The 25397-nt window shown below is 69.4% G+C and carries 21 protein-coding genes; 11 read left to right on the top strand and 10 right to left on the bottom strand.

Annotated elements, in window-relative coordinates:
* Positions 1-3: 3 nt before the first annotated feature.
* Positions 4-432 (top strand): VOC family protein, encoded by a 429-nt coding sequence (locus ABIE67_RS12605; RefSeq protein WP_370256551.1) that lies wholly within the window; start codon positions 4-6, stop codon positions 430-432.
* Between the two features lie 331 nt (positions 433-763).
* Here ABIE67_RS12605 and ABIE67_RS12600 read toward each other — a convergent pair whose 3' ends face one another.
* From ABIE67_RS12600 to ABIE67_RS12590, 3 genes are all read right to left on the bottom strand, one after another.
* Positions 764-2050, bottom strand: a complete 1287-nt coding sequence (locus tag ABIE67_RS12600; protein ID WP_370256549.1) for an MFS transporter — start codon at positions 2048-2050, stop codon at positions 764-766.
* 137 nt (positions 2051-2187) lie between these two features.
* Positions 2188-2742 carry a methylated-DNA--[protein]-cysteine S-methyltransferase gene (locus ABIE67_RS12595; protein WP_370256547.1) on the bottom strand — a complete coding sequence of 185 codons (555 nt, stop codon included), beginning with the start codon at positions 2740-2742 and terminating at the stop codon, positions 2188-2190.
* 70 nt (positions 2743-2812) lie between these two features.
* Positions 2813-3682, bottom strand: a complete 870-nt coding sequence (locus tag ABIE67_RS12590; RefSeq protein ID WP_370256545.1) for a glycerophosphodiester phosphodiesterase — start codon at positions 3680-3682, stop codon at positions 2813-2815.
* Positions 3683-3960: 278 nt separating this feature from the next.
* Between ABIE67_RS12590 and ABIE67_RS12585 the strand changes: the two genes are divergently transcribed.
* The 7 genes from ABIE67_RS12585 to ABIE67_RS12555 all read left to right on the top strand — a co-directional run bounded on the left by ABIE67_RS12585 (position 3961) and on the right by ABIE67_RS12555 (position 12683).
* Positions 3961-4827, top strand: coding sequence for an MHYT domain-containing protein (locus tag ABIE67_RS12585; RefSeq protein ID WP_370256543.1), 867 nt, complete (start codon positions 3961-3963; stop codon positions 4825-4827).
* A gap of 39 nt (positions 4828-4866) precedes the next feature.
* Positions 4867-7014 (top strand): excinuclease ABC subunit UvrB, encoded by a 2148-nt coding sequence (uvrB, locus tag ABIE67_RS12580; RefSeq protein WP_370256542.1) that lies wholly within the window; start codon positions 4867-4869, stop codon positions 7012-7014.
* A gap of 134 nt (positions 7015-7148) precedes the next feature.
* Positions 7149-7727, top strand: coding sequence for a TerD family protein (locus ABIE67_RS12575; protein WP_370256541.1), 579 nt, complete (start codon positions 7149-7151; stop codon positions 7725-7727).
* A gap of 62 nt (positions 7728-7789) precedes the next feature.
* Positions 7790-9811 (top strand): TerD family protein, encoded by a 2022-nt coding sequence (locus tag ABIE67_RS12570; RefSeq protein WP_370256540.1) that lies wholly within the window; start codon positions 7790-7792, stop codon positions 9809-9811.
* Between the two features lie 223 nt (positions 9812-10034).
* On the top strand, positions 10035-11036 hold the full coding sequence (locus ABIE67_RS12565; RefSeq protein WP_370256539.1) for a TerC family protein: 1002 nt from the start codon (positions 10035-10037) through the stop codon (positions 11034-11036).
* Positions 11037-11176: 140 nt separating this feature from the next.
* A complete protein-coding gene (locus ABIE67_RS12560; protein WP_370268497.1) occupies positions 11177-11479 on the top strand; it encodes a hypothetical protein in 303 nt (100 codons plus the stop codon).
* Positions 11480-11582: 103 nt separating this feature from the next.
* Complete coding sequence (locus ABIE67_RS12555) at positions 11583-12683, top strand: calcium:proton antiporter (RefSeq protein ID WP_370256538.1); 1101 nt, start codon at positions 11583-11585, stop codon at positions 12681-12683.
* Between the two features lie 43 nt (positions 12684-12726).
* Here ABIE67_RS12555 and ABIE67_RS12550 read toward each other — a convergent pair whose 3' ends face one another.
* Together ABIE67_RS12550 and ABIE67_RS12545 are read right to left on the bottom strand one after the other, a co-directional pair.
* On the bottom strand, positions 12727-14031 hold the full coding sequence (locus tag ABIE67_RS12550; RefSeq protein ID WP_370256537.1) for an MFS transporter: 1305 nt from the start codon (positions 14029-14031) through the stop codon (positions 12727-12729).
* A gap of 62 nt (positions 14032-14093) precedes the next feature.
* The gene (locus tag ABIE67_RS12545; protein ID WP_370256536.1) at positions 14094-15140 is read right to left on the bottom strand and encodes a S66 peptidase family protein; all 1047 of its coding nucleotides are present in this window, start codon (positions 15138-15140) and stop codon (positions 14094-14096) included.
* 105 nt (positions 15141-15245) lie between these two features.
* Between ABIE67_RS12545 and aroQ the strand changes: the two genes are divergently transcribed.
* Complete coding sequence (gene aroQ / locus ABIE67_RS12540; protein WP_370256535.1) at positions 15246-15713, top strand: type II 3-dehydroquinate dehydratase; 468 nt, start codon at positions 15246-15248, stop codon at positions 15711-15713.
* 53 nt (positions 15714-15766) lie between these two features.
* On the opposite strand, the gene ABIE67_RS12535 is transcribed toward aroQ, so the two are convergent.
* The 5 genes from ABIE67_RS12535 to ABIE67_RS12515 all read right to left on the bottom strand — a co-directional run bounded on the left by ABIE67_RS12535 (position 15767) and on the right by ABIE67_RS12515 (position 20107).
* Positions 15767-16495 (bottom strand): amino acid ABC transporter ATP-binding protein, encoded by a 729-nt coding sequence (locus tag ABIE67_RS12535; protein ID WP_370268493.1) that lies wholly within the window; start codon positions 16493-16495, stop codon positions 15767-15769.
* 35 nt (positions 16496-16530) lie between these two features.
* Entirely contained in the window at positions 16531-17448 is a 918-nt protein-coding gene (locus tag ABIE67_RS12530) for an amino acid ABC transporter permease (RefSeq protein ID WP_370256534.1), read from the bottom strand.
* Positions 17445-18332: an ABC transporter substrate-binding protein gene (locus tag ABIE67_RS12525; protein WP_370256533.1), complete on the bottom strand. Its 888-nt coding sequence runs from the start codon at positions 18330-18332 to the stop codon at positions 17445-17447. The genes ABIE67_RS12530 and ABIE67_RS12525 overlap by 4 nt, the downstream gene beginning before the upstream one ends.
* Before the next feature lie 324 nt (positions 18333-18656).
* Positions 18657-19313 (bottom strand): MBL fold metallo-hydrolase, encoded by a 657-nt coding sequence (locus tag ABIE67_RS12520; protein ID WP_370256532.1) that lies wholly within the window; start codon positions 19311-19313, stop codon positions 18657-18659.
* A 107-nt stretch (positions 19314-19420) separates the two neighbouring features.
* A complete protein-coding gene (locus tag ABIE67_RS12515; protein WP_370256531.1) occupies positions 19421-20107 on the bottom strand; it encodes a maleylpyruvate isomerase family mycothiol-dependent enzyme in 687 nt (228 codons plus the stop codon).
* Between the two features lie 249 nt (positions 20108-20356).
* Here ABIE67_RS12515 and uvrA point away from each other — a divergent pair, with 249 nt between their 5' ends.
* Complete coding sequence (gene uvrA, locus ABIE67_RS12510; protein ID WP_370256530.1) at positions 20357-23413, top strand: excinuclease ABC subunit UvrA; 3057 nt, start codon at positions 20357-20359, stop codon at positions 23411-23413.
* 151 nt (positions 23414-23564) lie between these two features.
* Positions 23565-25226 (top strand): IS1182 family transposase, encoded by a 1662-nt coding sequence (locus tag ABIE67_RS12505; protein ID WP_370256529.1) that lies wholly within the window; start codon positions 23565-23567, stop codon positions 25224-25226.
* The last annotated feature ends 171 nt before the right edge of the window (positions 25227-25397 follow it).

Raw genomic sequence — 25397 nt, 5'->3', positions numbered from 1 at the left:
CGCATGACCGACAACTCGACCCGTCTCGACCATGTTGTCCTCTGGGTGAGCGACCCGGCCGCTTCGGCGGCGTTCTACCAGGAGACACTCGGCCTGGCGCCCGTCAGGCTCACCGAGTTCATCGCGGGCGAGGCGCCCTTCCCCTCGGTGCGCGTCAACGACGAGACCATCCTCGACCTCATGCCGATGACCATGGCGGAGCGTATGAAAATGCTCCCCGGTGCCGCCGAGAGCGCGGGACACCCCGTCAATCACGTCTGTCTGTCCCTGCCGGACGCCGACTTCCACGGGCTGCGCACCCACCTGGAGGAGCAGGACGTTCCCGTGTCGGACTACTCGTACGACTCCTTCGGCGCCCGCGGCAAGGCCAAGCGCAGCTTCTACTTCCGTGACCCCGACGGCAACGTCTTCGAGGCCCGGCACTACGACTAGCCCGCCGAGAAGGGGGAAGGGAGGGGGCCACGCGCGCAGGGCTCCCTCCGTCGGAGACGTCAGACCGCCCGTGCGGCGTCCAGCGCCCCATGCGGATTCAGCACGTACCTGCGGCCGGCGCCTGGTCGAACTCGGTGTAGCAGCGTGACGCGTCCTCGATGCCGACCGCCGTCGCGTTGAGGCCGAGCCGCACCTTCAGCGTGCCGGCCTTCGCGTCCTGGCCGACCCCTCCCGGGTCGTCCGTGACGTACTGCCGGGGGACACCGAGGGCCCGCCCGCGCGCCGGATGCCATCAGCGAGTGAGGACCCGAGGCGGCGGGCAGGCGGGACGTCAGCCGTCCGCCGGAACGTCCTTCACCCGCCCGTGCCGCGTGAACAGCGCCAGTGCCGCCAGCGGGATCAGCAGGCAGGCGGCGGTGAAGTTCAGCCAGGCGTAGCTCGCCTGGGCGACCACGAGCCCGGCGACCGCTCCGCCGATGCCCGCGGACGCGTTCATGACCAGGTCCGACAGCCCCTGCGCGGCGGCCCGCGCCGGCTGCGGTACGGAGTCCGTGAGCAGCGCGGAACCGGACACGAGCCCCGCCGACCAGCCGAGCCCCAGCACGAAGAGCCCGACGGCCGTCTGCCCGTGACTGCCGCCCGCCGTACCGGCGACGAGGACCGCGCACGCCAGCAGTCCGACGGCGAGCCCGATCCCGGACAGCCGACCCAGCCCGTCCGACAACCGCCCCATGAGCGGCGCGAACGCGTACATGCCGGCGATGTGCCCGCTGATGACCAGCCCGATCAGATCGATGCCCGCGCCGTGGTGCGCGAGGTCGACCGGGGTCATCGACATCACCGAGACCATCGCCGTATGCGCCACGGCAACGGTCACCACCGCGAGCCGCGCCCGCGGGGAGGCGGCCACGGCAGCCACCCCGGCGCGCAGCGAACGGGCCGCCGGTGACTGCTCCTCGGCCGGTGCGAGCGCACGCGCCGTCAGCAGCGGGTCCGGCCGCAGCAGTACGGCCACCACGACCGCGGATATCAGGAAGATCCCGGCCGCCCACAGGAACGGACCCGCGGCGGCGGGTATCCCGAGGCCCGTGACGCTGCGACCCGCGGGCGCGGCGATGTTCGGGCCGATGACCGCGCCGATGGTGGTCGCCCACACGACGAGCGAGATGGCCCGGGCCCGCCGCTCCGGCTCGGCCAGATCCGCGGCCGCGAACCGGGCCTGGAGATTCGCCGCCGACGCCGCGCCGAACGCGGCCATCCCGCACAGCAGCAGCGGAAAGCTCCCGACGCTCGCAGCGACCACCGTGACACCGGCGCCCAGGGCCCCGATGAGATACGCAAGGACGAGCCCCGGCCGACGGCCTCGCGCGGTCATCAGCGCGGCCAGCGGCATCGACAGCACCGCTGTACCGGCGACGGTCGCGGTGGGCGCGAGCCCGGACAGCGACTCGGTGCCGCTGACCTCCTTGGCCAGGACGGCGGCGAGCGCGATGCCGGTGGCGACGCCCAGGCCGCCCAGGATCTGCGTCGTGATCAGCACGGCCGAGATACGGCGCCGCAGCGCCGGCAACCGGTCGGGCGGGACGGACACGGCGGCCTGCCGCTCCACGGCCGTCATGACACCGGACCGGCCGCGTACAGGTGGGTGAAAAGTGTCGTCACAGGCGCAGTCTCCCCCTCATCTCTCGCCTGCCCAACCCCGCCTGCCCAACCCCGTCTCCCGTCTGCCCAACCCCATGAAGGACCGGGACGCGCTCAGAACAGGGGCTCCGGCAGGACTCCCTCCAGCGCGAGCAGCTTCCGTTTGGTCTCCAGTCCGCCTCCGAACCCACCGATGCCGCCGTCGCTCTCCACGACCCGGTGGCAGGGCACGACGACCGGAAGCGGATTGGCGCCCATCGCCATCCCCACCGCCTGGGCCGCGCCCGGCTGCCCGACCCGCCCGGCCAGGTCGCCGTACCCGACGACCGAGCCGTAGGGGACACCCGACGCCAGTTCGCGCAGCACCTGCCGGTGGAAGCCGGAGATCAGGGACCAGTCCAGCGGCAGCTCGAAGTCGTGCCGCGCTCCCGCGAAGTACTCCTCCAGCTGACGTATCGCCTCGGCCAGCAGAGGGGAGTCGGGCGCCTCGACCGGCTCGGTGCCCAGCCGGGACGCCACTCGGTCGAGCGCCGTCTCGCGCACCTTCTCCGTGGCGTGGAACACGACGCTGACCAGACCGTCGCGGGTCGCGGCCAGCATCAGCGGACCGATGTCGGTACCGACGACGGCCCACACGACCTGCTGCTCGTACTGCCCATGGCTGTCCATGCGCCCACCGTACGACCCGCCACTGACAACGCCCCGTGAGCATGCGGGCGACCGCCCGCCGGAGCGGGCCTCAGTCCTCGGGCAGGGCGTCCCGCACCACGTCGGGGCTGTTGGTGATGATGCCGTCGACGCCGTAGCCGGCGACCAGCCGGGCCGTGTCCGCGTCGTTCACGGTCCAGGTGAAGATCTCCATCGGCCTGCCGTGCGGTCCCTCGACCTCATGGACGGAGGAGACGTAGTCCGTGGAGATGGAGCTGTACGAGGGGTTGATCTGGTCGGCGAAGACCGCGTACCCGGCCAGGTCCTCCGCGGGGGGCGTGCCCAGGAATCCGGTCTTCACGGCCGGCCTCAGCTCGTGGACGGTCCGCACGCTGGCGGCGCTGAAGCTCTGCACGATCAGCCGGCTCGTCAGGTGGTCCGGGTCGAGCCAGCCCTCGTTGGCCAGGGCCTTGAGGGTCTGCCCCTCGATGCCCGGGTACAGGTCGGGGTTCTTGATCTCCAGGAGCAGCTTCTGGTGGTGCAGCTCCACGCGGTCCACGTACTGCTCCAACGTCGGCACGCGCGCGCCCGCGTATGCGGGACTGAACCAACTGCCCGCGTCCAGGAGGGCGATCTCGGCGGCGGTGAAGTCCTTCACCTTCCAGGGTGCCCGGCCGGGGAACACCTCCTCCACGTCGGTCGTGCGCTTCAGGTTGTCGTCGTGCAGGACGACGAGCTCGCCGTCCTTGGTCCGCTGGACGTCGTTCTCGACCCAGCTGATGCCCAGTTCGGCGGCCTTGTCGACGGCGTCCAGCGTGTTCTCGGGGGCGTAGGTGGAGGCACCTCGGTGGGCGATGACCGTCGGCCGCTCGGCGCCGGCCCGGGCCTGGGGGGCGGGCAGCAGAAGAGCGGCGGTTCCCAGGAGTGCGGTCGTCGTGGCGGCTACGGCGCGCGCGTGCATGCGTACTCCTCGCGTCGAACGATCACAGACAGCACAACTGTGACAGCAGAGGGTCAACGATGGAGGAGTACAGAATGGCCACAGAATGAATGGAGTTGCCCGGGCCCGCTCACTCGTGCCGCACAACTGGGGCAAGGCCGTGTTTCTTTGCCGGAGAATCGTTCGACCATTCCGGTGGGAGTTACTCTCTGCCTCAACCCTGACCGCTCGGGCGGTGCTGGGAGGGGGGCGCATTCACAGCATTCCGGGATGTAACAGGGCGGGAAGGGCGGTCGCGTATGCAGGGCACGATCGACGGATTCAGCTACGGACTCGTCACTCCGCTGGTGGCCTACCTCATGGCCTGCCTCGGTGGTGCGCTGGGCCTTCGCTGCACCACAAGATCGATGCTCGTCTCGCAGTCCTGGCGCCCCGGCTGGCTCGCCCTGGGATCGGCGGCCATCGGCTCCGGCATATGGACCATGCACTTCGTCGCGATGATGGGGTTCACGGTCCAGGAGACACGGATCCACTACGACAAACCGATGACGTTCGCGAGCCTGGCCGTCGCCATCGTCATGGTGGGCGTCGGGATCTTCATCGTCGGCTACAAGGGCGCCAGCGGCACGGCCCTGTTCACCGGCGGCACCATCACCGGCCTGGGCATAGCGTCGATGCACTACCTCGGCATGGCCGGCCTGCGGCTCAACGGCAAGCTGGAGTACAACACGCTCACGGTCGCGGCCTCCGTGGCCATAGCGATGGTGGCGGCCACCGCGGCCCTGTGGGCCGCCGGACAGGTCAGAGGTCTCATGTGGAGCCTGGGCGCGAGCCTCGTCATGGGCCTCGCCGTCAGCGGCATGCACTACACCGGCATGGCCGCCCTCAGCGTCCATCTCCACGGCACGGCGGCCCCCTCCACGGGAGACTCACCCGCCACCCTGCTCGCACCGATGCTGATCGGCCCGCTCGTCTTCCTGCTCCTCGCCGGCGCCGTCGTACTGTTCGACCCCCACATGGTCATGGGGAAACCCGCGGCCGCCCCCGTCGAGCACAAGCCGGGCGTCCCGGCCCACAGCTCCGTCCCGCATCAGGCCCGCCGCCCCCAGCTCCGCGTGCGCCGCAACCAGGACCACCGAGGCTCCCGCACTCCGCAAAACCACTGATCGGGCCGCGTTGTCAGTGGCGGGTCGTACGGTTGATTCATGCGGCCCGTTTCCAGCATCGAACGCACGGTGGCGCCCTTCGAGGTCGTCAGCCCGTACCAGCCCAACGGCGATCAGCCCCAGGCCATCGCCGAGCTCGCCCGGCGCATCGAGGCCGGCGAGAAGGACGTCGTCCTGCTCGGCGCGACCGGCACCGGCAAGTCCGCCACCACCGCGTGGATGATCGAAAAGCTTCAGCGCCCCACCCTGGTGATGGCGCCGAACAAGACTCTGGCCGCCCAGCTCGCGAACGAATTCCGCGAGCTCCTGCCGAACAACGCCGTCGAGTACTTCGTCTCGTACTACGACTACTACCAGCCCGAGGCCTACGTCCCGCAGTCGGACACCTACATCGAGAAGGACTCCTCGATCAACGAGGAGGTCGAGCGCCTGCGCCACTCCGCGACCAACTCGCTGCTCACCCGCCGTGACGTCGTCGTGGTCGCCTCGGTCTCCTGCATCTACGGCCTCGGTACTCCGCAGGAGTACGTGGACCGCATGGTTCCCCTCAAGGTCGGCGAGGAGATCGACCGGGACCAACTGCTGCGCCGTTTCGTGGACATCCAGTACACACGCAACGACCTGGCGTTCACCCGCGGCACCTTCCGGGTGCGCGGCGACACCATCGAGATCTTCCCGGTCTACGAGGAGCTCGCCGTCCGTATCGAGATGTTCGGCGACGAGATCGAGGCGCTGTCCACCCTCCACCCGCTCACCGGCGAGATCATCAGCGACGACGAGCAACTGTACGTGTTCCCGGCCTCCCACTACGTCGCGGGCCCGGAGCGCATGGAGCGTGCCGTCAATGACATCGAGAAGGAGCTGGGCGAGCGCCTCGCCGAGCTGGAGAAGCAGGGCAAGCTCCTGGAGGCCCAGCGCCTGCGGATGCGCACCACGTACGACCTCGAGATGCTCCGGCAGATCGGCAGCTGCTCCGGTATCGAGAACTACTCGATGCACTTCGACGGCCGCTCGCCCGGCTCCGCACCGAACACTCTGATCGACTACTTCCCGGAGGACTTCCTCCTCGTCATCGACGAGTCGCATGTGACGGTGCCGCAGATCGGGGCCATGTACGAGGGCGACGCCTCCCGCAAGCGCACCCTCGTCGACCACGGCTTCCGCCTGCCCTCGGCCCTCGACAACCGGCCGCTGAAGTGGGAGGAGTTCCAGGGACGCATCGGGCAGACCGTCTACCTCTCGGCGACCCCCGGCAACTACGAGCTCTCCCGCTCGGACGGCCAGGTCGAGCAGATCATCCGCCCCACCGGCCTCGTCGACCCGGAGGTCGTCGTCAAGCCGACCGAGGGCCAGATCGACGACCTGGTGCACGAGATCCGGGTGCGTGTCGAGAAGGACGAGCGCGTCCTGGTCACCACCCTCACCAAGAAGATGGCCGAGGACCTCACGGACTACTTCCTGGAGCTGGGCATCCAGGTGCGCTATCTGCACAGCGACGTCGACACCCTGCGCCGCGTCGAGCTGCTGCGTGAGCTGCGCGCCGGCGAGTTCGACGTCCTCGTCGGCATCAACCTGCTCCGTGAGGGTCTCGACCTGCCCGAGGTGTCCCTGGTGGCGATCCTCGACGCCGACAAGGAGGGCTTCCTGCGGTCCGGCACCTCCCTCATCCAGACCATCGGCCGCGCGGCGCGCAATGTCTCCGGCCAGGTCCACATGTACGCCGACAAGATCACCCCGGCGATGGCGAAGGCCATCGACGAGACCAACCGGCGCCGCGAGAAGCAGGTCGCATACAACAAGGCCAACGGCATCGACCCCCAGCCGCTGCGCAAGAAGATCAACGACATCGTGGCGCAGATCGCCCGCGAGGACGTCGACACGGAGCAGTTGCTCGGCACCGGCTACCGCGCGAAGAAGGACGGCCGGGGCACCAAGGCACCCGTGCCGTCCCTCGGCGACAAGGCGGCCAAGGGCGCGAAGGCGGCCAAGCCCGCCAAGGGCAAGGCCAAGGCGACGGTGCCGACCGACCGTCCGGCGGCCGATCTCGCCGAGCAGATCGAGGAGCTGACGGAGCGTATGCGCGCCGCCGCCGCCGATCTGCAATTCGAGATCGCGGCCCGGTTGCGTGACGAGGTGTCCGAGATGAAGAAGGAACTGCGGCAGATGAAGGAGGCGGGCCTGGCCTGACGGGCACTCGCTGTGTTGCAAGACCGACACAAAGTGGGGACCGGGGTACGGCACTGTCAGTGCCCGTGCGTAGGGTTCTGGTCATCCGCGGAGTCCGCGGCCAACAGGGGACAGTTCGAGAGGGGAAACAGCACGTGACCGTCAACATGACCAAGGGTCAGGCCATCAGTCTGCAGAAGGACGACGGCGGCAGCCTGACCGCGGTGCGCATGGGTCTCGGCTGGCAGGCGGCTCCCCGGCGGGGCCTGTTCGGCACGCGCACGCGGGAGGTCGACCTCGACGCCTCCGCCGTTCTGTTCGCGGACAAGCAGCCGGTCGACGTCGTCTTCTTCCGCCACCTGGTGAGCGACGACGGCTCGGTGCGCCACACCGGTGACAACCTCGTCGGCGGCGTCGGCCAGGGCGGCGACGACGAGGCGATCCTCGTCGACCTCGCGCGCATCCCGGTCCACATCGACCAGATCGTCTTCACCGTGAACTCCTTCACGGGTCAGACCTTCCAGGAGGTGCAGAACGCGTTCTGCCGCCTGGTCGACGAGACCAACGGCCAGGAACTCGCCCGCTACACGCTCGCGGGCGGCGGCTCCTACACCGCCCAGATCATGGCGAAGGTGCACCGCACGGGTGCGGGCTGGACGATGACGGCCCTCGGCACGCCGGCCAACGGCCGTACGTTCCAGGACCTGATGCCGGCGATCCTGCCGCACCTGTAGGACCGACAGGGCGGCCGGGCGAGCGGCACCCGACACGACAAGCGACACAGGGGGACGAAGGCATGACGGCCGAGCTGGTGCGGGGGCAGAATCACCCGCTCTCCCAGGCCCGTCTGGAGATCCGGGTCTCGGCCGGCGCGCCGATCGTGGCCGCCGCCACGCTCGGCGACGAGCAGGGCCGGATCCACGGCGTCGAATGGGTGGCCCACCCCGGCGCCCCCACCCTGCCCGGCCTCGAGGTCTCCCGGCAGGCGGCCGCCGACCATCGCCTGGCGGTGGACCTGGACGCCATGCCGGAAGCCGTCCACCGCGTCAGTGTGCTCCTCGCCCTGCCGATCGGGGGCGGCGGACCGACCCGGTTCGGCGCCGTCGCCACCCCCTTCGTCGCGGTCACCGGCCTCGACGGCACCGAGGTCGCCAGCTACACCATCACCGGTCTGGAGGCCGAGTCGGCCGTCGTCGCCCTGGAGCTCTACCGCCGCCAGGACGCCTGGAAGGTGCGTGCCATCGGCCAGGGGTACGCCGGTGGTCTCGCCGACCTCTTCACCGATCAGGGCCTGCCCCAGGCCCACCAACTCGCCGGCGGCATCAACGAAGCCGTGGCCCAGGGTATGGCCCGCTCGGTGCCGGCACCGCCGACACGGACGGACGGCGACCGTTCCCGGCAGCCGGCCGCGCCGGCACTCGGCCCGGACCAGGGCGGCTCCGCACCGCAGGGCGGCTCCGGCTCCGTATCACCGCAGCCCACGTCGCCGTACGGCACCCAGACGCCGGGCATGCCGGGCCAGCCGACGCCGCAGCCGTCGTATCAGGGGGGAAGCGGCGCCTCGGATCCCACCCAGCCGGCCGCCCCCACGCCAGGCGGCCCGATCAACTACAGCCACCCGGGCCGGCAGAACGCGGCTCCGCCGCCGCCCCCGCCGACCGCGCCCCCGGCCGAGCCCGGGCAGCCCGCCCGGCCCGTCGCGGGCGACGCCACCGGCTGGTCCATGGACGAGCGGCTCTACAACCAGGTGTGGGGCATGTTCGAGGACCTGGCCCGCGCGACAGCCGCCTACCGCAGCGCGGTCGACTTCGCCGACTCCCGTATGGAGAAGGAGCTCGACCAGGTCCTGTCGGACCCGCGCAGCCGGATCGGCGGACAGGGCGATGCCGCTCGCGAGGCCGCCCAGACCAAGCACGCCCAGCTCGTCAACCAGGCCCGGGCGGCGTTCGATCGCGACCTCGCCCAGCTCACCGCCGAGATCGAGGTCGTCGAACCCGCGCTGCCGCCCGCGTACGCGGGTTGGGACAACCCCGTCTGGCACGGCTATCGCGTACCGATGGAGATCCCCATGGCCTTGCGCCTGGGCGACCTCCACGTGCCCGAGAGCGCCGAGGTGCGCATCCCGATGCTGGTCCGGCTGCCGCTGGAGCGCGGCCTGTGGATCGACAGCGGACGCAGCGGATCGATCGACGGTTCGTTCACGGACTCCCATGACCTGCGGCGCCTCGCGATGGAGACGGCCGTGGCGCACGCGGCCCGGCTGCTCGCCGTCTATCCGGCGGGCGAGTTCACCGTGCACGTCATCGATCCGGCCGGTTCGGGCGGACAGACACTCGTACCGCTGGTGCAGAGCGGCGTGCTCGCGGCCCCGCCCGCCGTGGGCGCGGCCGGTGTCGCGGACCTCCTCGCGCGGCTCACTCAGCGCGTCGACCTGGTGCAGATGGCGCTGCGCGGCGGTGCGCCCGACTCCCTGCCGCCCGATTTCGACACCTCGCAGCAACTGCTGATCGTCAACGACTTCCCGCACGGCTTCGACGACCGGGCCGTGAACCAGCTGCGCTATCTGGCGGACGAGGGTCCGGCCGTCGGCGTCCACCTGATGATGGTCGCCGACCGCGAGGAAGCTGCCGCCTACGGCCCGTTGCTCGACCCGTTGTGGCGTTCGCTGCTGCGACTGACCCCGGTGCCGGACGATCACCTCGCCGACCCGTGGGTGGGGCACGCCTGGACCTATGAGCCCGCGCTCGTGCCGCCCGGCAGCGGGGTCCTCCAGGAGGTGCTGGCACAGGTCGCCGCCGCCCGGGCCAAGTACAGGTAAAACCCCCTGACCAGCAGACTTGGCGTTTCTTTTGCCAAGTGCTTTACCAATCCTTGGTGATTGGGGTACTGTTTGTCCCACGGAGGGGAGTACTCCCTGTCTGCTGCGGCGTACCCGTCAATACGGATCAGGCCAGATCCCGGGGCGTCGGCCCATCGTGGGTGGAAGAGACCTCCGGCGCGCGACGACGCTGACATTTGCCGTTACGACTGCCGGAGGCGCAGTGGAAGTTTCGACGACCCTATGGGTCCTGACCATCGTGGGCCTTGCCGCCCTGATCGCGGTCGATTTCTTCATCGGCCGCAAGCCGCATGACGTCTCGATCAAGGAAGCCGGAATCTGGACGATCGTCTGGATCGTCCTGGCGGGCCTCTTCGGGCTCGGCCTGCTGATCTTCGGCGGCGGACAGGCCGGCGGCGAGTTCTTCGCGGGCTTCATCACCGAGAAGTCGCTGAGCGTCGACAACCTCTTCGTCTTCGTCCTGATCATGGCGAAGTTCGCGGTGCCGACCCAGTACCAGCAGCGAGTACTGCTCGTCGGTGTCCTCATAGCCCTTGTCCTGCGGGCCATCTTCATCGCCGCGGGTGCCGCCATCCTCGCCAGCTTCGCCTGGGTGTTCTACCTCTTCGGCGCCTTCCTGATCTGGACCGCCTGGAAGCTCATCCAGGAGGCCCGGGCCGGCGACGAGGACGAGGAGTTCGAGGAGAACAAGCTGCTGAAGGCGGCCGAGCGCAGGTTCGGTGTCGCCGACCGCTACCACGGCACCAAGCTGTGGATCCAGGAGAACGGCAAGCGGGTCATGACCCCGATGCTGGTCGTGATGCTGGCCATCGGTACCACCGACGTGCTGTTCGCGCTCGACTCCATCCCGGCGATCTTCGGCCTGACGCAGGACCCGTACATCGTGTTCACGGCGAACGCCTTCGCCCTGATGGGTCTCCGGCAGCTGTACTTCCTCATCGGTGGCCTGCTGAAGAAGCTGGTCCACCTGAGCTACGGTCTGTCGATCATCCTGGGCTTCATCGGCGTCAAGCTGGTGCTGCACGCGCTGCACGAGTCCGGCGTCCATGTCCCCGAGATCAGCATCCCGGTCTCGCTCGGCGTGATCTGCTCGGTCCTGATCATCACCACGATCACCAGCCTGAGGGCCTCCAAGAAGCAGGCGGCGGCCGAGGCGGCGCAGGAGAAGAGCGAAGGCGCTCCGAAGGACAGCATCGACGTCTGACCGCGTCGGACGTAGGAAGAACCAACACCGGGGGTGGTGCTCAGCGGATTGCCGAGCACTACCCCCGGTGCTTCGTTGGGTGCTGGGTGTCCCCGGCCGGGGACACCACGCCGGGGGTGGAGGCACCTGTGGACGCACCCATGAAGTTCGTGCAGATCATCGACTTCGAGACCGAGCGCATCGACGAGATGCGGGAGCTGGCCCACGAGACGGAACAACGACTGGCAGGCCGCAGCGGCGGCCCCACGCGCCGTCTCGTCCTCAAGGACCGAGGCCTGCCCAACCGCTACCTCGTAGTGATCGAGTTCGACTCCTGCGAGGACGCCATGCGCAACAGCGACGACCCCGAGACCACCAAGTTCGCGGAGCAGATGGCCGCGCTGTGCACCAGGCCGCCGTCCTTCACGGACTGCGACGTTCAGGAGACGACCGATTTCGCGTAGCGACATACGACCCCCAGGGGCCCCGCATCCCGAGGGCGCGGGGCCACCTGACCACCACACCGACCGGAATGCGAACCCCCAACCCCTCTGCGACGATCGCTCCATGATCGCTAGGCTCAGGGCGCTCACGACCCAGTGGACGTACGGCGTGCCGGTGCTCGCGGTCGTCCTGCTGGTCTTTACCTGGGGACGAGACCTGCCCGGCGCGCTCGTCGCGCTGGTGACGCTGGTCCTCGCAGGCGCCGTCCTGGCCGCCGTACACCATGCCGAAGTGGTCGCCCACCGGGTCGGCGAACCCTTCGGCTCCCTCGTCCTCGCGGTCGCTGTCACGATCATCGAGGTCGCCCTGATCGTGACCCTGATGGCCGACGGCGGCGACAAGAGCTCCACCCTCGCGCGGGACACGGTCTTCGCGGCCGTGATGATCACCTGCAACGGCATCGTCGGCCTGTGCCTGCTGGTCGCCTCGCTGCGGCACCGTACGGCGGTCTTCAACCCCGAGGGCACCGGAGCCGCCCTCGCGACCGTCGCCACCCTGGCCACGCTCAGCCTGGTGCTGCCGACGTTCACCACGAGCAAGCCCGGCCCGGAGTTCTCCACCGTGCAGCTGACGTTCGCCGCGCTCTCCTCGCTGATCCTGTACGGCCTGTTCGTGACGACCCAGACCGTGCGGCACCGCGACTACTTCCTCCCCATCACCCGGGAGGGCGAGGTGATCACCGTGGACGACCACGCCCACGCGCCTTCCGCCCGCACCGCGATGATCAGCCTCGGCCTGCTGGGTCTGGCCCTGATCGGCGTGGTCGGCCTGGCCAAGGGCGTGTCACCCACCATCGAGTCCGGAGTGGCGGCCGCCGACCTGCCGCATGCCGTCGTCGGCGTGATCATCGCCTTGCTGGTGCTGCTCCCCGAGACGATCGCCGCGCTGCGCTCGGCCCGCCGTGACCGCGTGCAGACCAGTCTGAACCTCGCGCTCGGCTCGGCGATGGCCAGCATCGGCCTGACCATCCCCGCGGTCGCCCTGGCCTCTCTCTGGCTCTCCGGCCCGCTCGTCCTCGGTCTGGGGCCCACGCACATGGTGCTGCTCGCTCTGACGGTGGTGGTGAGCTCGCTGACGGTGGTGCCGGGGCGGGCGACGCCGCTCCAAGGAGGCGTCCACCTGGTGCTATTCGCTGCATACCTGGAGCTCGCGATGAATCCGTAGCCGACCCCAGGTTGTTGTGGAGCCCGTCATCACCGGTGCGTCATCACCCGGTGGCGGGCTCCGCCGCCACCGCGGGCACCGGGCGCGTCTCGGGCAGCAGCGCGAAGCATCCCAGGCTGAGGAGCGCGACCCCCGTCAGATACGCCGCCACGCCCCAGGGCACCCGACCGCCCTGCTCGACGAGCGCCGTCGCCACGATCGGCGTGAGCGCGCCCCCTAGGACGCCGCCGAGGTTGTAGCCCACGGCGGCGCCCGTGCAGCGCACCCGGGGCTCGTACAGCTCTGGCAGATACGCGGCGATCACCGCGAACATCGTGATGAACGCGAGCATCGCCCCGAGGAAGCCGAGGAACATCAGCAGCGGCTCACCGGTGGCGAGGAGCGCGACCATCGGGAACATCCACAGGGCGGTGGCAGTGCACCCGATCAGGCACAGCGGCCGCCGCCCGTACCGGTCGCCGAGCAGTGCCGCCACAGGTGTGAGTGAGCCCTTCACCAGCACCGCGCCCATGATGCAGGTGAGCATGACACTGCGGCTCACACCGAGCCGCTCCGTGGCGTACGCGAGGGACCAGGTCGTCACGGCGTAGAAGACCGCGTATCCGATCGACAGCGCCCCGGCCGTCAGCAGCACGAGCCGCCAGTGGTCGCGGACGACCTCGGCGAGCGGCACGCGCGCGTGGTCGTCGATTTCGAGGAAGCTCGGACTCTCGGCGAGCGACGACCGCAGCCACAGCCCCACCATCGCGAGCACCCCCGCCGCCCAGAACGGCACCCGCCACCCCCACGTGGCGAACTGCGCCTCGGACAGAGTCGCCGACAGCCCCAGCACCACACCGTTGGCGAGCAGGAAGCCCAGCGCGGGCCCGACCTGCGGGAAGCTCGACCACAGAGCGCGCCGCCCGGCGGGCGCGTGTTCCACGGTCAGCAGGACGGCCCCGCCCCACTCGCCGCCGAGCCCCAGCCCCTGCAGGAAGCGCAGCACGAGCAGCAGCAGGGGAGCGGTCACACCGATCGTGTCGTACGTCGGTACGCAGCCGACCGCGACCGTGGAGGCGCCGGTCAGCAGCAGCGAGGCGACGAGGGCCGGCCGGCGTCCGTGCCGGTCCCCGATGTGCCCGAACAGCACCGATCCCAGGGGCCGCGCCACAAAGCCCACCCCGAACGTCGCGAAGGCGGCCAGGGTTCCCGCCACCGGCGAGAACGTCGGGAAGAACAGCGGTCCCAGGACCAGCGCCGCCGCGGTCCCGTAGACGAAGAAGTCGTAGAACTCGATGGCCGTGCCGGCGAGCGAGGCGGCCGCGAGCCGCAGCATGGAGGGCGCCCTTACGGTGCGTACGTCGTGCATGCTGCGACAACTACCCACGGTGATCGCGGGTTACGGGGGTGTGCGGGGGCGGTCGGCCCCTGTCAGTACGTGACGGTGATGCGCCGGGCGGGGCCGTCGACGCGCACGATGCCGCCGTAAGGGATCACCAGTTGCGGGTCGGTGTGCCCGAGGTCGACGTCGAAGACGATCATGGTGTCGGGGGCGTAGGTCCGCATGGCGCGCCGGACGGCTTCGCGCTGCTCGGCGGCGTAACGAACGGCCTCCTCCGGGCTGTTGGGGCGCTCGAAGGACCACGTCCGCGCGCGGCCCATCAGCAGCGCCGAGAAGGGCTGGAGCAGCCCGCGCTCACCCATGTTCCGGAGGGTCCAGAAGACCTCGTTGGCGCTCGGCAACTCCTCCGACGTCTCCAGGAGCAGTACTCCGCCGTCGTACTCCGCCGGGTCGCGCGCGATCTCGCGGTCGGCCATCAGGAGCCAGCCGACGATCTCCAGACAACCGCCCCAGCTGCGGCCCTCCACCATCCGATCGGCGTTCACCCACGTCCAGCCGTTGGCGGGTCGCATCTGCGGCTCCGCGTCGAAGGTGGCCGGGTCGGCCCAGTCGCGGCTGATGTCGTTCCAGTGCCCTGCGGGCTTCAGCTCGTACTCGCCCGAGGTGAACAGGGCAGCTCTCAGCGACTCGGCGGTCTGCGGGTGCATGGCGCCAGGCCGGCCCAGCTCGCACATCACGGTCGCGCCGTGGTAGGCGACGATTCCGGTGTTGCGCAGGAACATGAGCAGGTTCGTGTTGTCGCTCATCCCGAGGAACGGCTTCGGGTTGGCCCGGATCAACTCGCGGTCCAGCAGCGGCAGCACGGTGATCTGGTCGTCGCCGCCGATGGACGCTATGACCGCCTTGATGTCCGGGTCGGCGAACGCGGCGTGGATGTCGTCGGCTCGTTCCTGCGGCGTCGAGCCCATCTTGCGGGTGGCCGGATACTCGACCGGTTCGAGCTCGAAGTCCTTGCGCAGCCGCTCCAGGCCCAGTTCGAAGGGGCGCGGGAAGAGTCCGGGCAGGCCCGCGCCGGGCGAGATGACTGCTACGCGGTCGCCAGGGGAGGGCTTGGGCGGATACGAGATCGTGGTCATACCGGGAGGGTATGGCGCACGGCGTCATCCACGCACCGTGATAAACCGGGGGCTGAGCAGCGGTCATCGACGGACCGCGCGAGCCCCGAACGGACCGGAGGAACCGTGCCCCGCACCCTGGCCAACGCCCCGATCATGATCCTCAACGGCCCCAACCTGAACCTGCTCGGCCAGCGTCAGCCGGAGATCTACGGCTCCGAGACCCTGGCCGACGTGGAGGCCCTGTGCGCCAAGGCGGCGGCCGCGCACGGCGGCACGATCGACTTCCGGCAGTCCAACCACGAGGGTGAGTTGGTGGACTGGATCCACGAGGCACGGCTGAACCACTGCGGTATCGTGATCAACCCCGGCGCCTACTCGCACACCTCCGTGGCGATCCTGGATGCGCTCAACGCCTGTGACGGCCTTCCGGTGTTGGAGGTCCACATCTCCAACATCCACAAGCGCGAGTCGTTCCGGCACCACTCATACGTCTCCCTGCGCGCCGACGGTGTCATCGCGGGGTGCGGCGTACAGGGGTACGCGTTCGGCGTGGAGCGGGTCGCGGCGCTGGCGGGGGCGGCGAACACGTGACGCGCCTGTGAGGGGCTGACGGGTAAGGACCGCCCCGCCATGGCGAGTGGTCCTTACAGGCGTCCGGCCTCCACGATCCGTCGCAGGAAGCGCTGAGTACGTTCCTGCTGCGGATCCTCGAAGATCTGCTCGGCCGAGCCCCGCTCCAGCACCACCCCTCCGTCCAGAAAACAAACCTGGTCGGCGACCTCGCGTGCGAACGCCATCTCGTGGGTGGCCAGCACCATCGTCATCCCGTCCGCCTTCAAGTCGCGGACGACGGTGAGGACTTCGCCCACGAGTTCCGGGTCGAGAGCGGCGGTGATCTCGTCGAGCAGCAGCAGCCGGGGACGTACGGCCAGGGCACGCACGATCGCGACCCGCTGCTGCTGACCGCCGCTCAGCCGGTCCGGGTACTCGCGCGCCTTGTCGGCCAGCCCGAGCCGCTCCAGCAGCTCACGCGCGTGTGCCTCGGCCTTCGCCCGGGACACGCCGTGGACCCGGCGCGGGGCGAGGGTGATGTTCTCCAGGACCGTCATGTGCGGGAAGAGGTTGTACGCCTGGAACACCACGCCGATACGGCGCCGTACGGCGTCCTGGTCGACGCGCGGATCGGTGATCTCCTCGCCGTCCAGCCAGATGGCACCGTCGTCGATGTCCTCCAGCAGGTTCGCGCACCGCAGCAGCGTCGACTTGCCGGAGCCGGAGGCGCCGATCAGCGCGGTCACCGTGTGCGGGGCGACCTCCAGGTCTACGTCGCGCAGTACGACCGAGCCGCCGAAGGTCTTGCGGACGGACTCCATCCGCAGCACAGGTGCGTTGTTCACTGCCGCCTCGCTCACAGGGCTCCTCCTTGGGCGCGCCGACGGTCCATCCGGGCCGTCACCCAGTCCGTGAAGCGGGTCATCGGGATGGTCAGCGCCACGAAGACCAGGCCCGCGACGATGTACGGCGTGTAGTTGAGGCTGCGGCCCACGATGATGTCCGCCGCCCGTACGGCGTCCACCGCCCCGCCGATCGACACCAGACCGGTGTCCTTCTGGAGCGACACCAGGTCGTTCAACAGGGGCGGCACCTGACGGCGTACCGCCTGCGGCAGGACGACGTGCCGCAGCGCCTGTCGGTTGGTGAGGCCGAGCGAGCGGGCCGCGGCGCGCTGCGAGGGGTGGACGGATTCGATGCCCGCGCGGAACACCTCGGCGACGTACGCCGAATACGTCAAGGTGAGCGCCGTCCCACCCAGCAGCACCGGGTCGACGGTCACGCCCTGCAGCCGCAGAGCGGGGACGCCGAGGACGACGATCATGAGGTTAATGATGAGCGGCAGGCCCCGGAAGAAGTCCGTGTACGCGGCCGCCAGCGCCCGCAGCGGGAAGAACACCGGACCGCGCAGCGTGCGGGCGACGGCGATGAGCATCCCGAGGACCAGCACCGCCGCACCGCAGATCAGCAGCAGCCGGACGTTGAGCCAGAGCCCTTCGAGGACCTTGGGGAACGCCTCGCGCGCGTACTCCCCGTTGAAGAACGTCTCCTTGGTGCGCGGCCAGCCCGGTGCGTTGACCACGACCACATAGAGAACGACGACCGTGACCAGAGTGGAGAGGGCTGCGAGCGCCGTCGCGCGGCGCGCGCGTGCGCGCTTGTAGCGCTCGCGGTCGAGACGTCGCTGCGAGGGGACGTAGCCCTCACCCCCGCCGGACATGCCGCCGTTGCCGTCCGCGCCCTCGCGGCCGGACTCCTCCTTGGTGACCGTCACTTGAGCACCGGGGCGTCGACGGCGTCCGACAGCCACTGCTGCTCGAGCTCGGCCAGGGTGCCGTCATCGCGCAGGGTGTCCACGGCGTCCGTCACGCACGCGGTGAGGGCGCTGCCCTTGTCGAGCACGAGGCCGAACTGCTCCGCGATGCCGCCCTGGTTCTCGAACTGCCCGACGATCGTCGCGTCCGTCACCTCGGCCGCGGTGATGTAGAAGGCGGTCGGCAGGTCGACGACGATGGCGTCGACCTGGCCGTTCTTCAGCGCGGACTTGGCCTGGTCGTTCTTGGCGTACGCGGCGGCTTCCTGGGTCGGCTTCACCACGTCGTCGATGTAGTCGAGGCTGGTGGTGCCGACCTGGGCGCCGAGCTTGAGACCCTTCAGGTCCGCGATGCTCTTCGCCTTGGCGGCCTTGCTGTCCTTCAGCGCGATGACGGCCTGGCGGACGTCGTAGTAGCCGGAGGAGAAATCCACGGCCTTCTTGCGCTCGTCGCTGATCGACACCTGGTTGATGTCGAAGTCGAAGGTCTTCTCGCCGGGCGCGAAGGCCTTGTTGAACGGCACGCTCTGCCAGACGACGGCACTCTTGTCATAGCCGAGCTGCTTCGCCACGGCGTACGCGACCGCCGACTCGAAGCCCTTGCCGTTGGCCGGCTTGTCGTCCTTGAACCAGGGCTCGTACGCCGGCTCGTCGGTGGCGATGGTCAGTTTGCCGGAGGTCCTGGTGGCCAACTCGCCCTTGGCGCAGGTGTTCCCGGCCGACCCCGACGGTGTGTCGGCGGCCTTCCCCTCCGGCTGTGGAGCACAGCCGAGAGCGGTGGCGAGCAGGGCTGTCGTGACGACGGCGACGGCGTGGCGCAGCACGCGAGGGGCAGCAAGAAGCATGGCGGGAGATTGACAGGACGCCGTTGTGTTTGTCGAGGTCACGACGGTCGTGTTCCGCATAGTGGGAACGGATGTTGCGTTCTCGTGAACACTTCGCCCGGCAGCCGCCGGGGCCGCCGGTCGAGGGCGGGGATGGAGAGACCGGCGGCCCGTACCGCTCAGGAGCCGTCATCCTGTGCGGGGCTGCTTCCAGTTGACTGCGCAACTACGCACGCGGGGAGCGCGCGCATGACACCAGCGCGTGTGAACGGTTCACACGGGGCACGTGCGCGGGGCGCGCACGGCGCGCGTACCCGCCGGTCCCGCGGTCCACCAGCTCCGCGGTCACCAGCCTCGCGCGTGCCACTCCGGCAGATGCGGCCGCTCCGCGCCCAGCGACGTGTCGTTGCCGTGCCCCGGGTAGACCCATGTCTCGTCCGGCAGGGCGTCGAAGATCTTCGTCTCGACGTCGTGGATCAGACTGGCGAACGCCTTCGGATCCTTGCGGGTGTTGCCCACGCCGCCCGGGAACAGGCAGTCCCCGGTGAACACATGGGGATGTCCGTGCGGGTCGTCGTAGACGAGGGCGATGGAGCCGGGCGTGTGCCCGACCAGATGGCGCGCGGTCAGCTCCACGTGTCCGACCCGGATGGTGTCGCCGTCGTCGACCAGGACGTCGGTCGGCACCGGAATGCCGTCGGCGTCGTCCCGGCCGGCGTAAGTGCGCGCGCCGGTGGCCTCGACGACCGCGGCGAGTGCCTGCCAGTGGTCGCCGTGCTGGTGCGTGGTGACGACGGACGCGATGCCGTCGTCACCGATCATGCCGATCAGTGTCTCCGCGTCGTTGGCGGCGTCGATCAGCAGTTGCTCGTCCGTGGCCCGGCAGCGCAGCAGATAGGCGTTGTTGTCCATCGGGCCGACCGCGATCTTGGTGATCATCAGGTCCTTGAGCTCGTGCACGTCGGCGGGGCCACCGACCGTCACCTGTCCGCTGTACGTCATGTCGGCAGCCTATAGCGGTGGAGCGGTCCAGGGGCCGTCCAGGCGCCACAGCGGCAGAGCGGTCCCGGCGCTACAGCGGCGGAACGACCCAGGGGACCGTCCGGCGACTACAGCGGGGGAAGCGACGGCAGTGTGCCGCCTGTCGCGGTCAGCCCTGCCCCGTCGCGGCGTCCGGCGAGCCAGCCGAGCATCTCGGGCGCGGAGCCCTGGACGGTGACCTCGGGGGCGCCCGCTCGTCGGCCCGTGCTCCACGCGCGCGTACCGTCCGTGAGTCGGGTCGACGGCACATCCGGGTGCCCCGTGAACCGCTCCGCGAGGAAATCGATCTCCCGCTCCACGAACTCCGCCGGCAGGTCCTCCAGCTCGTATCCGATACCGAGATCCACGTGATGCAGCTCCACCTCGACCCACCGCCGGAACGGCACCCGGGCCGCAGTGTCGGTGACCCCGTTGCGCAGCTCTACGGTGCGAGACCAGTCCGCCGGCGTCGCTCCCGTCTCCTGGAAGCGGGCCGCGCTTTCGCGCACGTCGGTGAGCTGGACGTCGAGGGAGCGCGGGGCGTCCCGGTCGATGTCGGCGTCCCGGGCCGTGGCGGAGGGATACATGGGCCGCCCTTCGAGGACGTTCACGAGGGCGTCCGCGTTGCGGGCGAGATGGGCGAGGACGTGGCCGCGGCTCCAGCCGGGAAGCCGTGACGGCTCGGTCATCGACGCGTTGTCCAGCTTGGCTGCTGCGGTGAGCAGCCGTTCGGTCGCTTCACGTACAGACACCAGGTCACGAGCGTGATCAATCATGGTGCTGACATTAGCCCCGCCACACCTTTGGGTGAAGGTGGTGAACGAGTGCCGTAAATCGAATGCGCGTGCTATAGGGTCGGTCGTGGCGTCGGGCATGCTGGATGGCCGCGGATTGTTATGCATCGCGGAATCCGATCGGCGTTGTCAGTGGCTCCCCCTAGTCTGAGAAAGCACGGGGGCCTCGAAGCCGAGAACACACGGGGGCCTCGCCCCCTGTTACTTCTCTCAAGAAAGGTGCGGACCGGCGTGGCCGACCGTCTCATCGTCCGTGGCGCGCGCGAGCACAACCTCAAGAATGTCTCGCTCGACCTGCCACGCGACTCGCTCATCGTCTTCACGGGCCTGTCGGGGTCGGGCAAGTCCTCGCTGGCCTTCGACACCATCTTCGCCGAGGGGCAGCGGCGCTACGTGGAGTCACTGTCGTCGTACGCCCGGCAGTTCCTCGGCCAGATGGACAAGCCGGATGTCGACTTCATCGAGGGACTGTCCCCGGCGGTCTCCATCGACCAGAAGTCGACCTCGCGCAACCCGCGCTCGACGGTCGGCACCATCACCGAGGTCTACGACTATCTGCGTCTGCTCTTCGCGCGCATCGGCAAGCCGCACTGCCCCCAGTGCAGCCGCCCGATCTCGCGCCAGTCGCCGCAGGCCATCGTCGACAGGGTCCTGGAGCTGCCGGAGGGGAGCCGCTTCCAGGTGCTGTCGCCGCTGGTGCGCGAGCGCAAGGGCGAGTTCGTCGATCTCTTCGCCGACCTCCAGACCAAGGGCTACTCCCGCGCGCGCGTGGACGGCGAGACGATCCAGCTCTCCAACCCGCCCACACTGAAGAAGCAGGAGAAGCACACCATCGAGGTGGTCGTCGACCGCCTCACGGTGAAGGACTCCGCCAAGCGCCGGCTCACCGACTCCGTGGAGACCGCCCTCGGCCTGTCCGGCGGCATGGTCGTGCTCGACTTCGTCGACCTCCCCGAGGACGACCCCGAGCGCGAGCGCATGTACTCGGAGCACCTGTACTGCCCGTACGACGACCTCTCCTTCGAGGAGCTGGAGCCGCGCTCCTTCTCCTTCAACTCGCCCTTCGGCGCCTGCCCCGAGTGCACCGGTATCGGTACGCGCATGGAGGTCGACCCCGAGCTGATCGTCCCGGACGAGGACAAGTCCCTCGACGAGGGCGCCATCCACCCCTGGTCGCACGGCCACACCAAGGACTACTTCGGCCGCCTGATCGGCGCCCTCGCCGACGCGCTCGGCTTCCGGACGGACATCCCCTTCGCCGGTCTGCCGCAGCGCGCCAAGAAGGCCCTGCTCCACGGCCACAAGACCCAGATCGAGGTCCGCTACCGCAACCGGTACGGCCGCGAGCGTGTCTACACCACGCCGTTCGAAGGGGCTGTCCCCTTCGTCAAGCGTCGGCACAGCGAGGCCGAGAGCGACGCCAGCCGCGAGCGCTTCGAGGGCTACATGCGCGAGGTGCCCTGCCCCACCTGTGAAGGCACCCGCCTGAAGCCGATCGTCCTCGCGGTCACGATCATGGAGAAGTCGATCGCCGAGGTCTCGGCGATGTCCATCAGCGACTGCGCCGACTTCCTGGGCAAGCTGAAGCTCAACGCCCGCGACAAGAAGATCGCCGAGCGCGTGCTGAAGGAGGTCAACGAGCGGCTGCGGTTCCTGGTCGACGTCGGCCTGGACTACCTCTCGCTGAACCGGGCGGCGGGCACGCTCTCCGGTGGCGAGGCCCAGCGCATCCGCCTGGCCACGCAGATCGGCTCCGGACTCGTCGGCGTGCTGTACGTCCTCGACGAGCCCTCCATCGGTCTGCACCAGCGCGACAACCACCGGCTGATCGAGACCCTCGTCCGGCTGCGCGACATGGGCAACACGCTCATCGTCGTCGAGCACGACGAGGACACCATCAAGACCGCCGACTGGGTCGTCGACATCGGCCCCGGCGCCGGTGAGCACGGCGGCAAGGTCGTGCACAGCGGCTCCCTGAAGGAGCTGCTCGTCAACGCCGAGTCGCAGACCGGTCAGTACCTGGCCGGCAAGAAGTTCATCCCGCTGCCCGACATCCGTCGCCCGCAGGACCCGTCCCGCCGGCTCACGGTGCACGGAGCACGCGAGAACAACCTCCAGGACATCGACGTCTCCTTCCCCCTGGGTGTGTTCACCGCGGTCACCGGCGTCTCCGGCTCCGGCAAGTCGACGCTGGTCAACGACATCCTGTACACGCACCTGGCCCGCGAGCTCAACGGCGCGCGCAACGTCCCCGGGCGGCACACGCGCGTGGACGGTGACGACCTCGTCGACAAGGTCGTGCACGTCGACCAGTCGCCCATCGGCCGCACACCGCGCTCGAACCCGGCGACGTACACCGGCGTCTTCGACCACATCCGCAAGCTGTTCGCCGAGACGACCGAGGCGAAGGTCCGCGGCTACATGCCGGGCCGCTTCTCCTTCAACGTCAAGGGCGGCCGCTGCGAGAACTGCGCGGGCGACGGCACGATCAAGATCGAGATGAACTTCCTCCCGGACGTCTACGTCCCGTGCGAGGTCTGCCACGGTGCCCGGTACAACCGGGAGACCCTGGAGGTCCACTACAAGGGCAAGTCCATCTCCGAGGTCCTGAACATGCCGATCGAGGAAGCCATGGACTTCTTCGAGGCCGTCCCGGCGATCAACCGTCACCTCAAGACGCTGAACGACGTCGGCCTCGGCTACGTCCGCCTCGGCCAGTCCGCGACCACTCTGTCCGGCGGCGAGGCCCAGCGGGTGAAGCTCGCCAGCGAGCTGCAGAAGCGCTCCACCGGCCGCACGGTCTACGTCCTCGACGAGCCGACCACCGGTCTGCACTTCGAGGACATCAGCAAGCTGCTGAAGGTCCTCTCCGGCCTGGTCGACAAGGGCAACACGGTCATCGTCATCGAGCACAACCTCGACGTGATCAAGACCGCCGACTGGGTCGTGGACATGGGCCCCGAGGGCGGCGCCGGCGGTGGCCTCGTCATCGCCGAGGGCACGCCCGAAGAGGTCGCCGCGGTCCCCGCCAGCCACACCGGCAAGTTCCTTCGGGAGATCCTCGGCGCCGACCGGATCAGCGACGCGGCCTCGGTGAAGGCCCCGCGCAGGGCAGCGGCCAAGAAGACGGTCGCGGCAACGGCGACGGCGAAGAAGACGGCGACCGCCAGGACCACGAAGGCGGCCAACAACAAGGCCATCGACAAGACGGCCGGAGTTACCAAGAAGGCGGCTGCCACGAAGAAGGCGACGCCCGCGAAGAAGACGACGCGGGCCCGCAAGGCCTGAGGCTCGCGGGCAGCAGCCCGAACAAATCCAGAAAAAGTGCGGCGCCCCGAGGGAACTTCGACACTGTTGGCGAATCCGGGCCTGAACGTGACGTCGGCCTTCATGACCCGTTGTGGTCGTGAAGGCCGACGTTGTGTTGGGGAGGGTGTCGGTGTCGTTGCAGTCCAGGAAGGTCGACGGGGTTCCTGAGGAGACGGTCCGGGTGGCGCGGGCTGCGTTCCCGAAGGGCAGCCTGGCGATGCGGATACGTGACGAGCTGGGCGAGCTGTTCTCGGACGCGGACTTCGCCGGGCTGTACCCGAGCAGGGGAAAGCCGGCGTGGTCGCCGGGCAGGCTGGCGCTGGTGTTGGTCATGCAGTTCGCCGAGGGACTCTCGGACCGGCAGGCCGCGGACGCAGTGCGCGGACGGCTGGACTGGAAGTACCTCCTCGGGCTGGAGCTGGCCGATCCAGGCTTCGACCACTCGGTACTCACCGAGTTCAGGGACCGGCTGATCACGGGAGACGCCGGGATCCAGCTCCTGGACAGGGTCCTTGAGGCCGCCGCGGAGCACGGCCTGCTCAAGGCCGGCGGCCGTGCCCGCACGGACTCCACGATCGTGCTGTCCGCCGCGCGACAGATCAACGGGCTGGTGCGGCTCGGTGAGACCCTGCGGGCCGCGTTGAACAGCGTGGCCGCCCGGGAGCCGGAGTGGCTGGCCGAGTGGGTTCCGTCCGACTGGTTCGACCGGTACGCGATCCGGTTCGAAGACACCCGCCTGCCCAAGGGAAGGGCCAAGCAGACTGAGCTGATCGAGCAGATCGGCGCCGACGGACTGAGGCTACTGGCGGCCCTGCACGGGCCGGACGCCCCCGCATCCCTACGGCTCCTCGACCGGGTCCAGACCCTGCGGCAGATGTGGATCCAGCAGTACTTCATCGACGACGGGCAGGCCCGCCGCCGGGACCTCAAGGACCGCCCGCCGGGCGCGGAGCGGCTGGTCACGCCCTACGACACCGACGCACGGGGGAGCGTGAAGCGCGGCACCTTCTGGGACGGTTACAAGGTCCACCTCACCGAGACCTGCGAGCCGGACAGCCCGAACCTGATCACCCACGTCGCCACCACCGACTCCACCATCCAGGACGTCCGCCTGGTCGCTCCGATCCACGCTCACCTTGCCGAGCGCGGCCTCCTGCCCGAACGCCATCTGGTCGACGCCGGCTACGCGACCGCGCGGGAGGTGGTCACCGCCCGCCGGGACCACAAGGTCGATCTGGTGGGCCCGATCCTCGCGTCCACCAGCTGGCAGACCAAGGACAACGAAGGCTTCTCCCAGGCCGACTTCACCATCGACTGGGACAACCGGCGGGTGACCTGCCCCAACGGCAAGACCACCACCAACTGGCGCGAGGACCGCTCCCAGCAGGGGGCAGCCGTGGTCCGAGAACGGTTCCCGCTGGCTGCCTGCCGCCCCTGCGACGACCGTAAGCAGTGCACCCGCGCTGACATGAATTCCGACACCAAGGGGCGCAACATCACTCTCCACCCCCAGGCGGAGCAGGAGGTGATCCAGCAGGCCCGAGTCCAGGAAGACACCCAGGAGTGGAAGGAGCAGTACGCACACCGGGCCGGTGTCGAAGGGACCATCTCCCAGGGTGTCCGGGCTTTCGGCCTGCGGCGATGCCGTTATCACGGCCTGGCCAAGGCCAGGCTGCAGCACCAGCTCACCGCGACCGCGATGAACTTCCATCGCCTCAACGCCTGGTGGACCGACGTCCCACGAGCTCGCACTCGCACGTCGCATCTGGCAGCCATCCGGCCCGCCGAGTAACTCGGCGGGCCGGATTTGCCGATAATGTCGCTGCAATGCCGGGGGCGCGGCCGTTTCACATCGTACGTACGCCTACGCCCCGGGCAGAGCGGTCATTTGCATGTTGATCCTGCCCGCTGCCCTCTGTCGGGTGCCTACCTGGTGAGGAAGCGGACAAGAGCCCCCTCCAGG

The sequence above is a fragment of the Streptomyces sp. V4I8 genome (assembly GCF_041261225.1).
Taxonomy (GTDB): Bacteria; Actinomycetota; Actinomycetes; order Streptomycetales; family Streptomycetaceae; genus Streptomyces.
This window is presented reverse-complemented; position numbering and strand designations above follow the sequence as displayed.

What these genes read in the sequence shown, in the direction of transcription:
- ABIE67_RS12585 (WP_370256543.1), top strand. Translation starts at nt 3,961, where the DNA reads ATGCAGGGCACGATCGACGGATTCAGCTACGGACTCGTCACTCCGCTG.
- ABIE67_RS12515 (WP_370256531.1), bottom strand. Translation starts at nt 20,107, where the DNA reads ATGATTGATCACGCTCGTGACCTGGTGTCTGTACGTGAAGCGACCGAA.
- ABIE67_RS12535 (WP_370268493.1), bottom strand. Translation starts at nt 16,495, where the DNA reads ATGGAGTCCGTCCGCAAGACCTTCGGCGGCTCGGTCGTACTGCGCGAC.
- ABIE67_RS12520 (WP_370256532.1), bottom strand. Translation starts at nt 19,313, where the DNA reads ATGACGTACAGCGGACAGGTGACGGTCGGTGGCCCCGCCGACGTGCAC.
- ABIE67_RS12595 (WP_370256547.1), bottom strand. Translation starts at nt 2,742, where the DNA reads ATGGACAGCCATGGGCAGTACGAGCAGCAGGTCGTGTGGGCCGTCGTC.
- ABIE67_RS12605 (WP_370256551.1), top strand. Translation starts at nt 4, where the DNA reads ATGACCGACAACTCGACCCGTCTCGACCATGTTGTCCTCTGGGTGAGC.
- ABIE67_RS12550 (WP_370256537.1), bottom strand. Translation starts at nt 14,031, where the DNA reads ATGCACGACGTACGCACCGTAAGGGCGCCCTCCATGCTGCGGCTCGCG.
- ABIE67_RS12570 (WP_370256540.1), top strand. Translation starts at nt 7,790, where the DNA reads ATGACGGCCGAGCTGGTGCGGGGGCAGAATCACCCGCTCTCCCAGGCC.
- ABIE67_RS12600 (WP_370256549.1), bottom strand. Translation starts at nt 2,050, where the DNA reads ATGACGGCCGTGGAGCGGCAGGCCGCCGTGTCCGTCCCGCCCGACCGG.
- ABIE67_RS12590 (WP_370256545.1), bottom strand. Translation starts at nt 3,682, where the DNA reads ATGCACGCGCGCGCCGTAGCCGCCACGACGACCGCACTCCTGGGAACC.
- ABIE67_RS12560 (WP_370268497.1), top strand. Translation starts at nt 11,177, where the DNA reads ATGAAGTTCGTGCAGATCATCGACTTCGAGACCGAGCGCATCGACGAG.
- ABIE67_RS12525 (WP_370256533.1), bottom strand. Translation starts at nt 18,332, where the DNA reads ATGCTTCTTGCTGCCCCTCGCGTGCTGCGCCACGCCGTCGCCGTCGTC.
- ABIE67_RS12545 (WP_370256536.1), bottom strand. Translation starts at nt 15,140, where the DNA reads ATGACCACGATCTCGTATCCGCCCAAGCCCTCCCCTGGCGACCGCGTA.
- uvrB (WP_370256542.1), top strand. Translation starts at nt 4,867, where the DNA reads ATGCGGCCCGTTTCCAGCATCGAACGCACGGTGGCGCCCTTCGAGGTC.
- ABIE67_RS12555 (WP_370256538.1), top strand. Translation starts at nt 11,583, where the DNA reads ATGATCGCTAGGCTCAGGGCGCTCACGACCCAGTGGACGTACGGCGTG.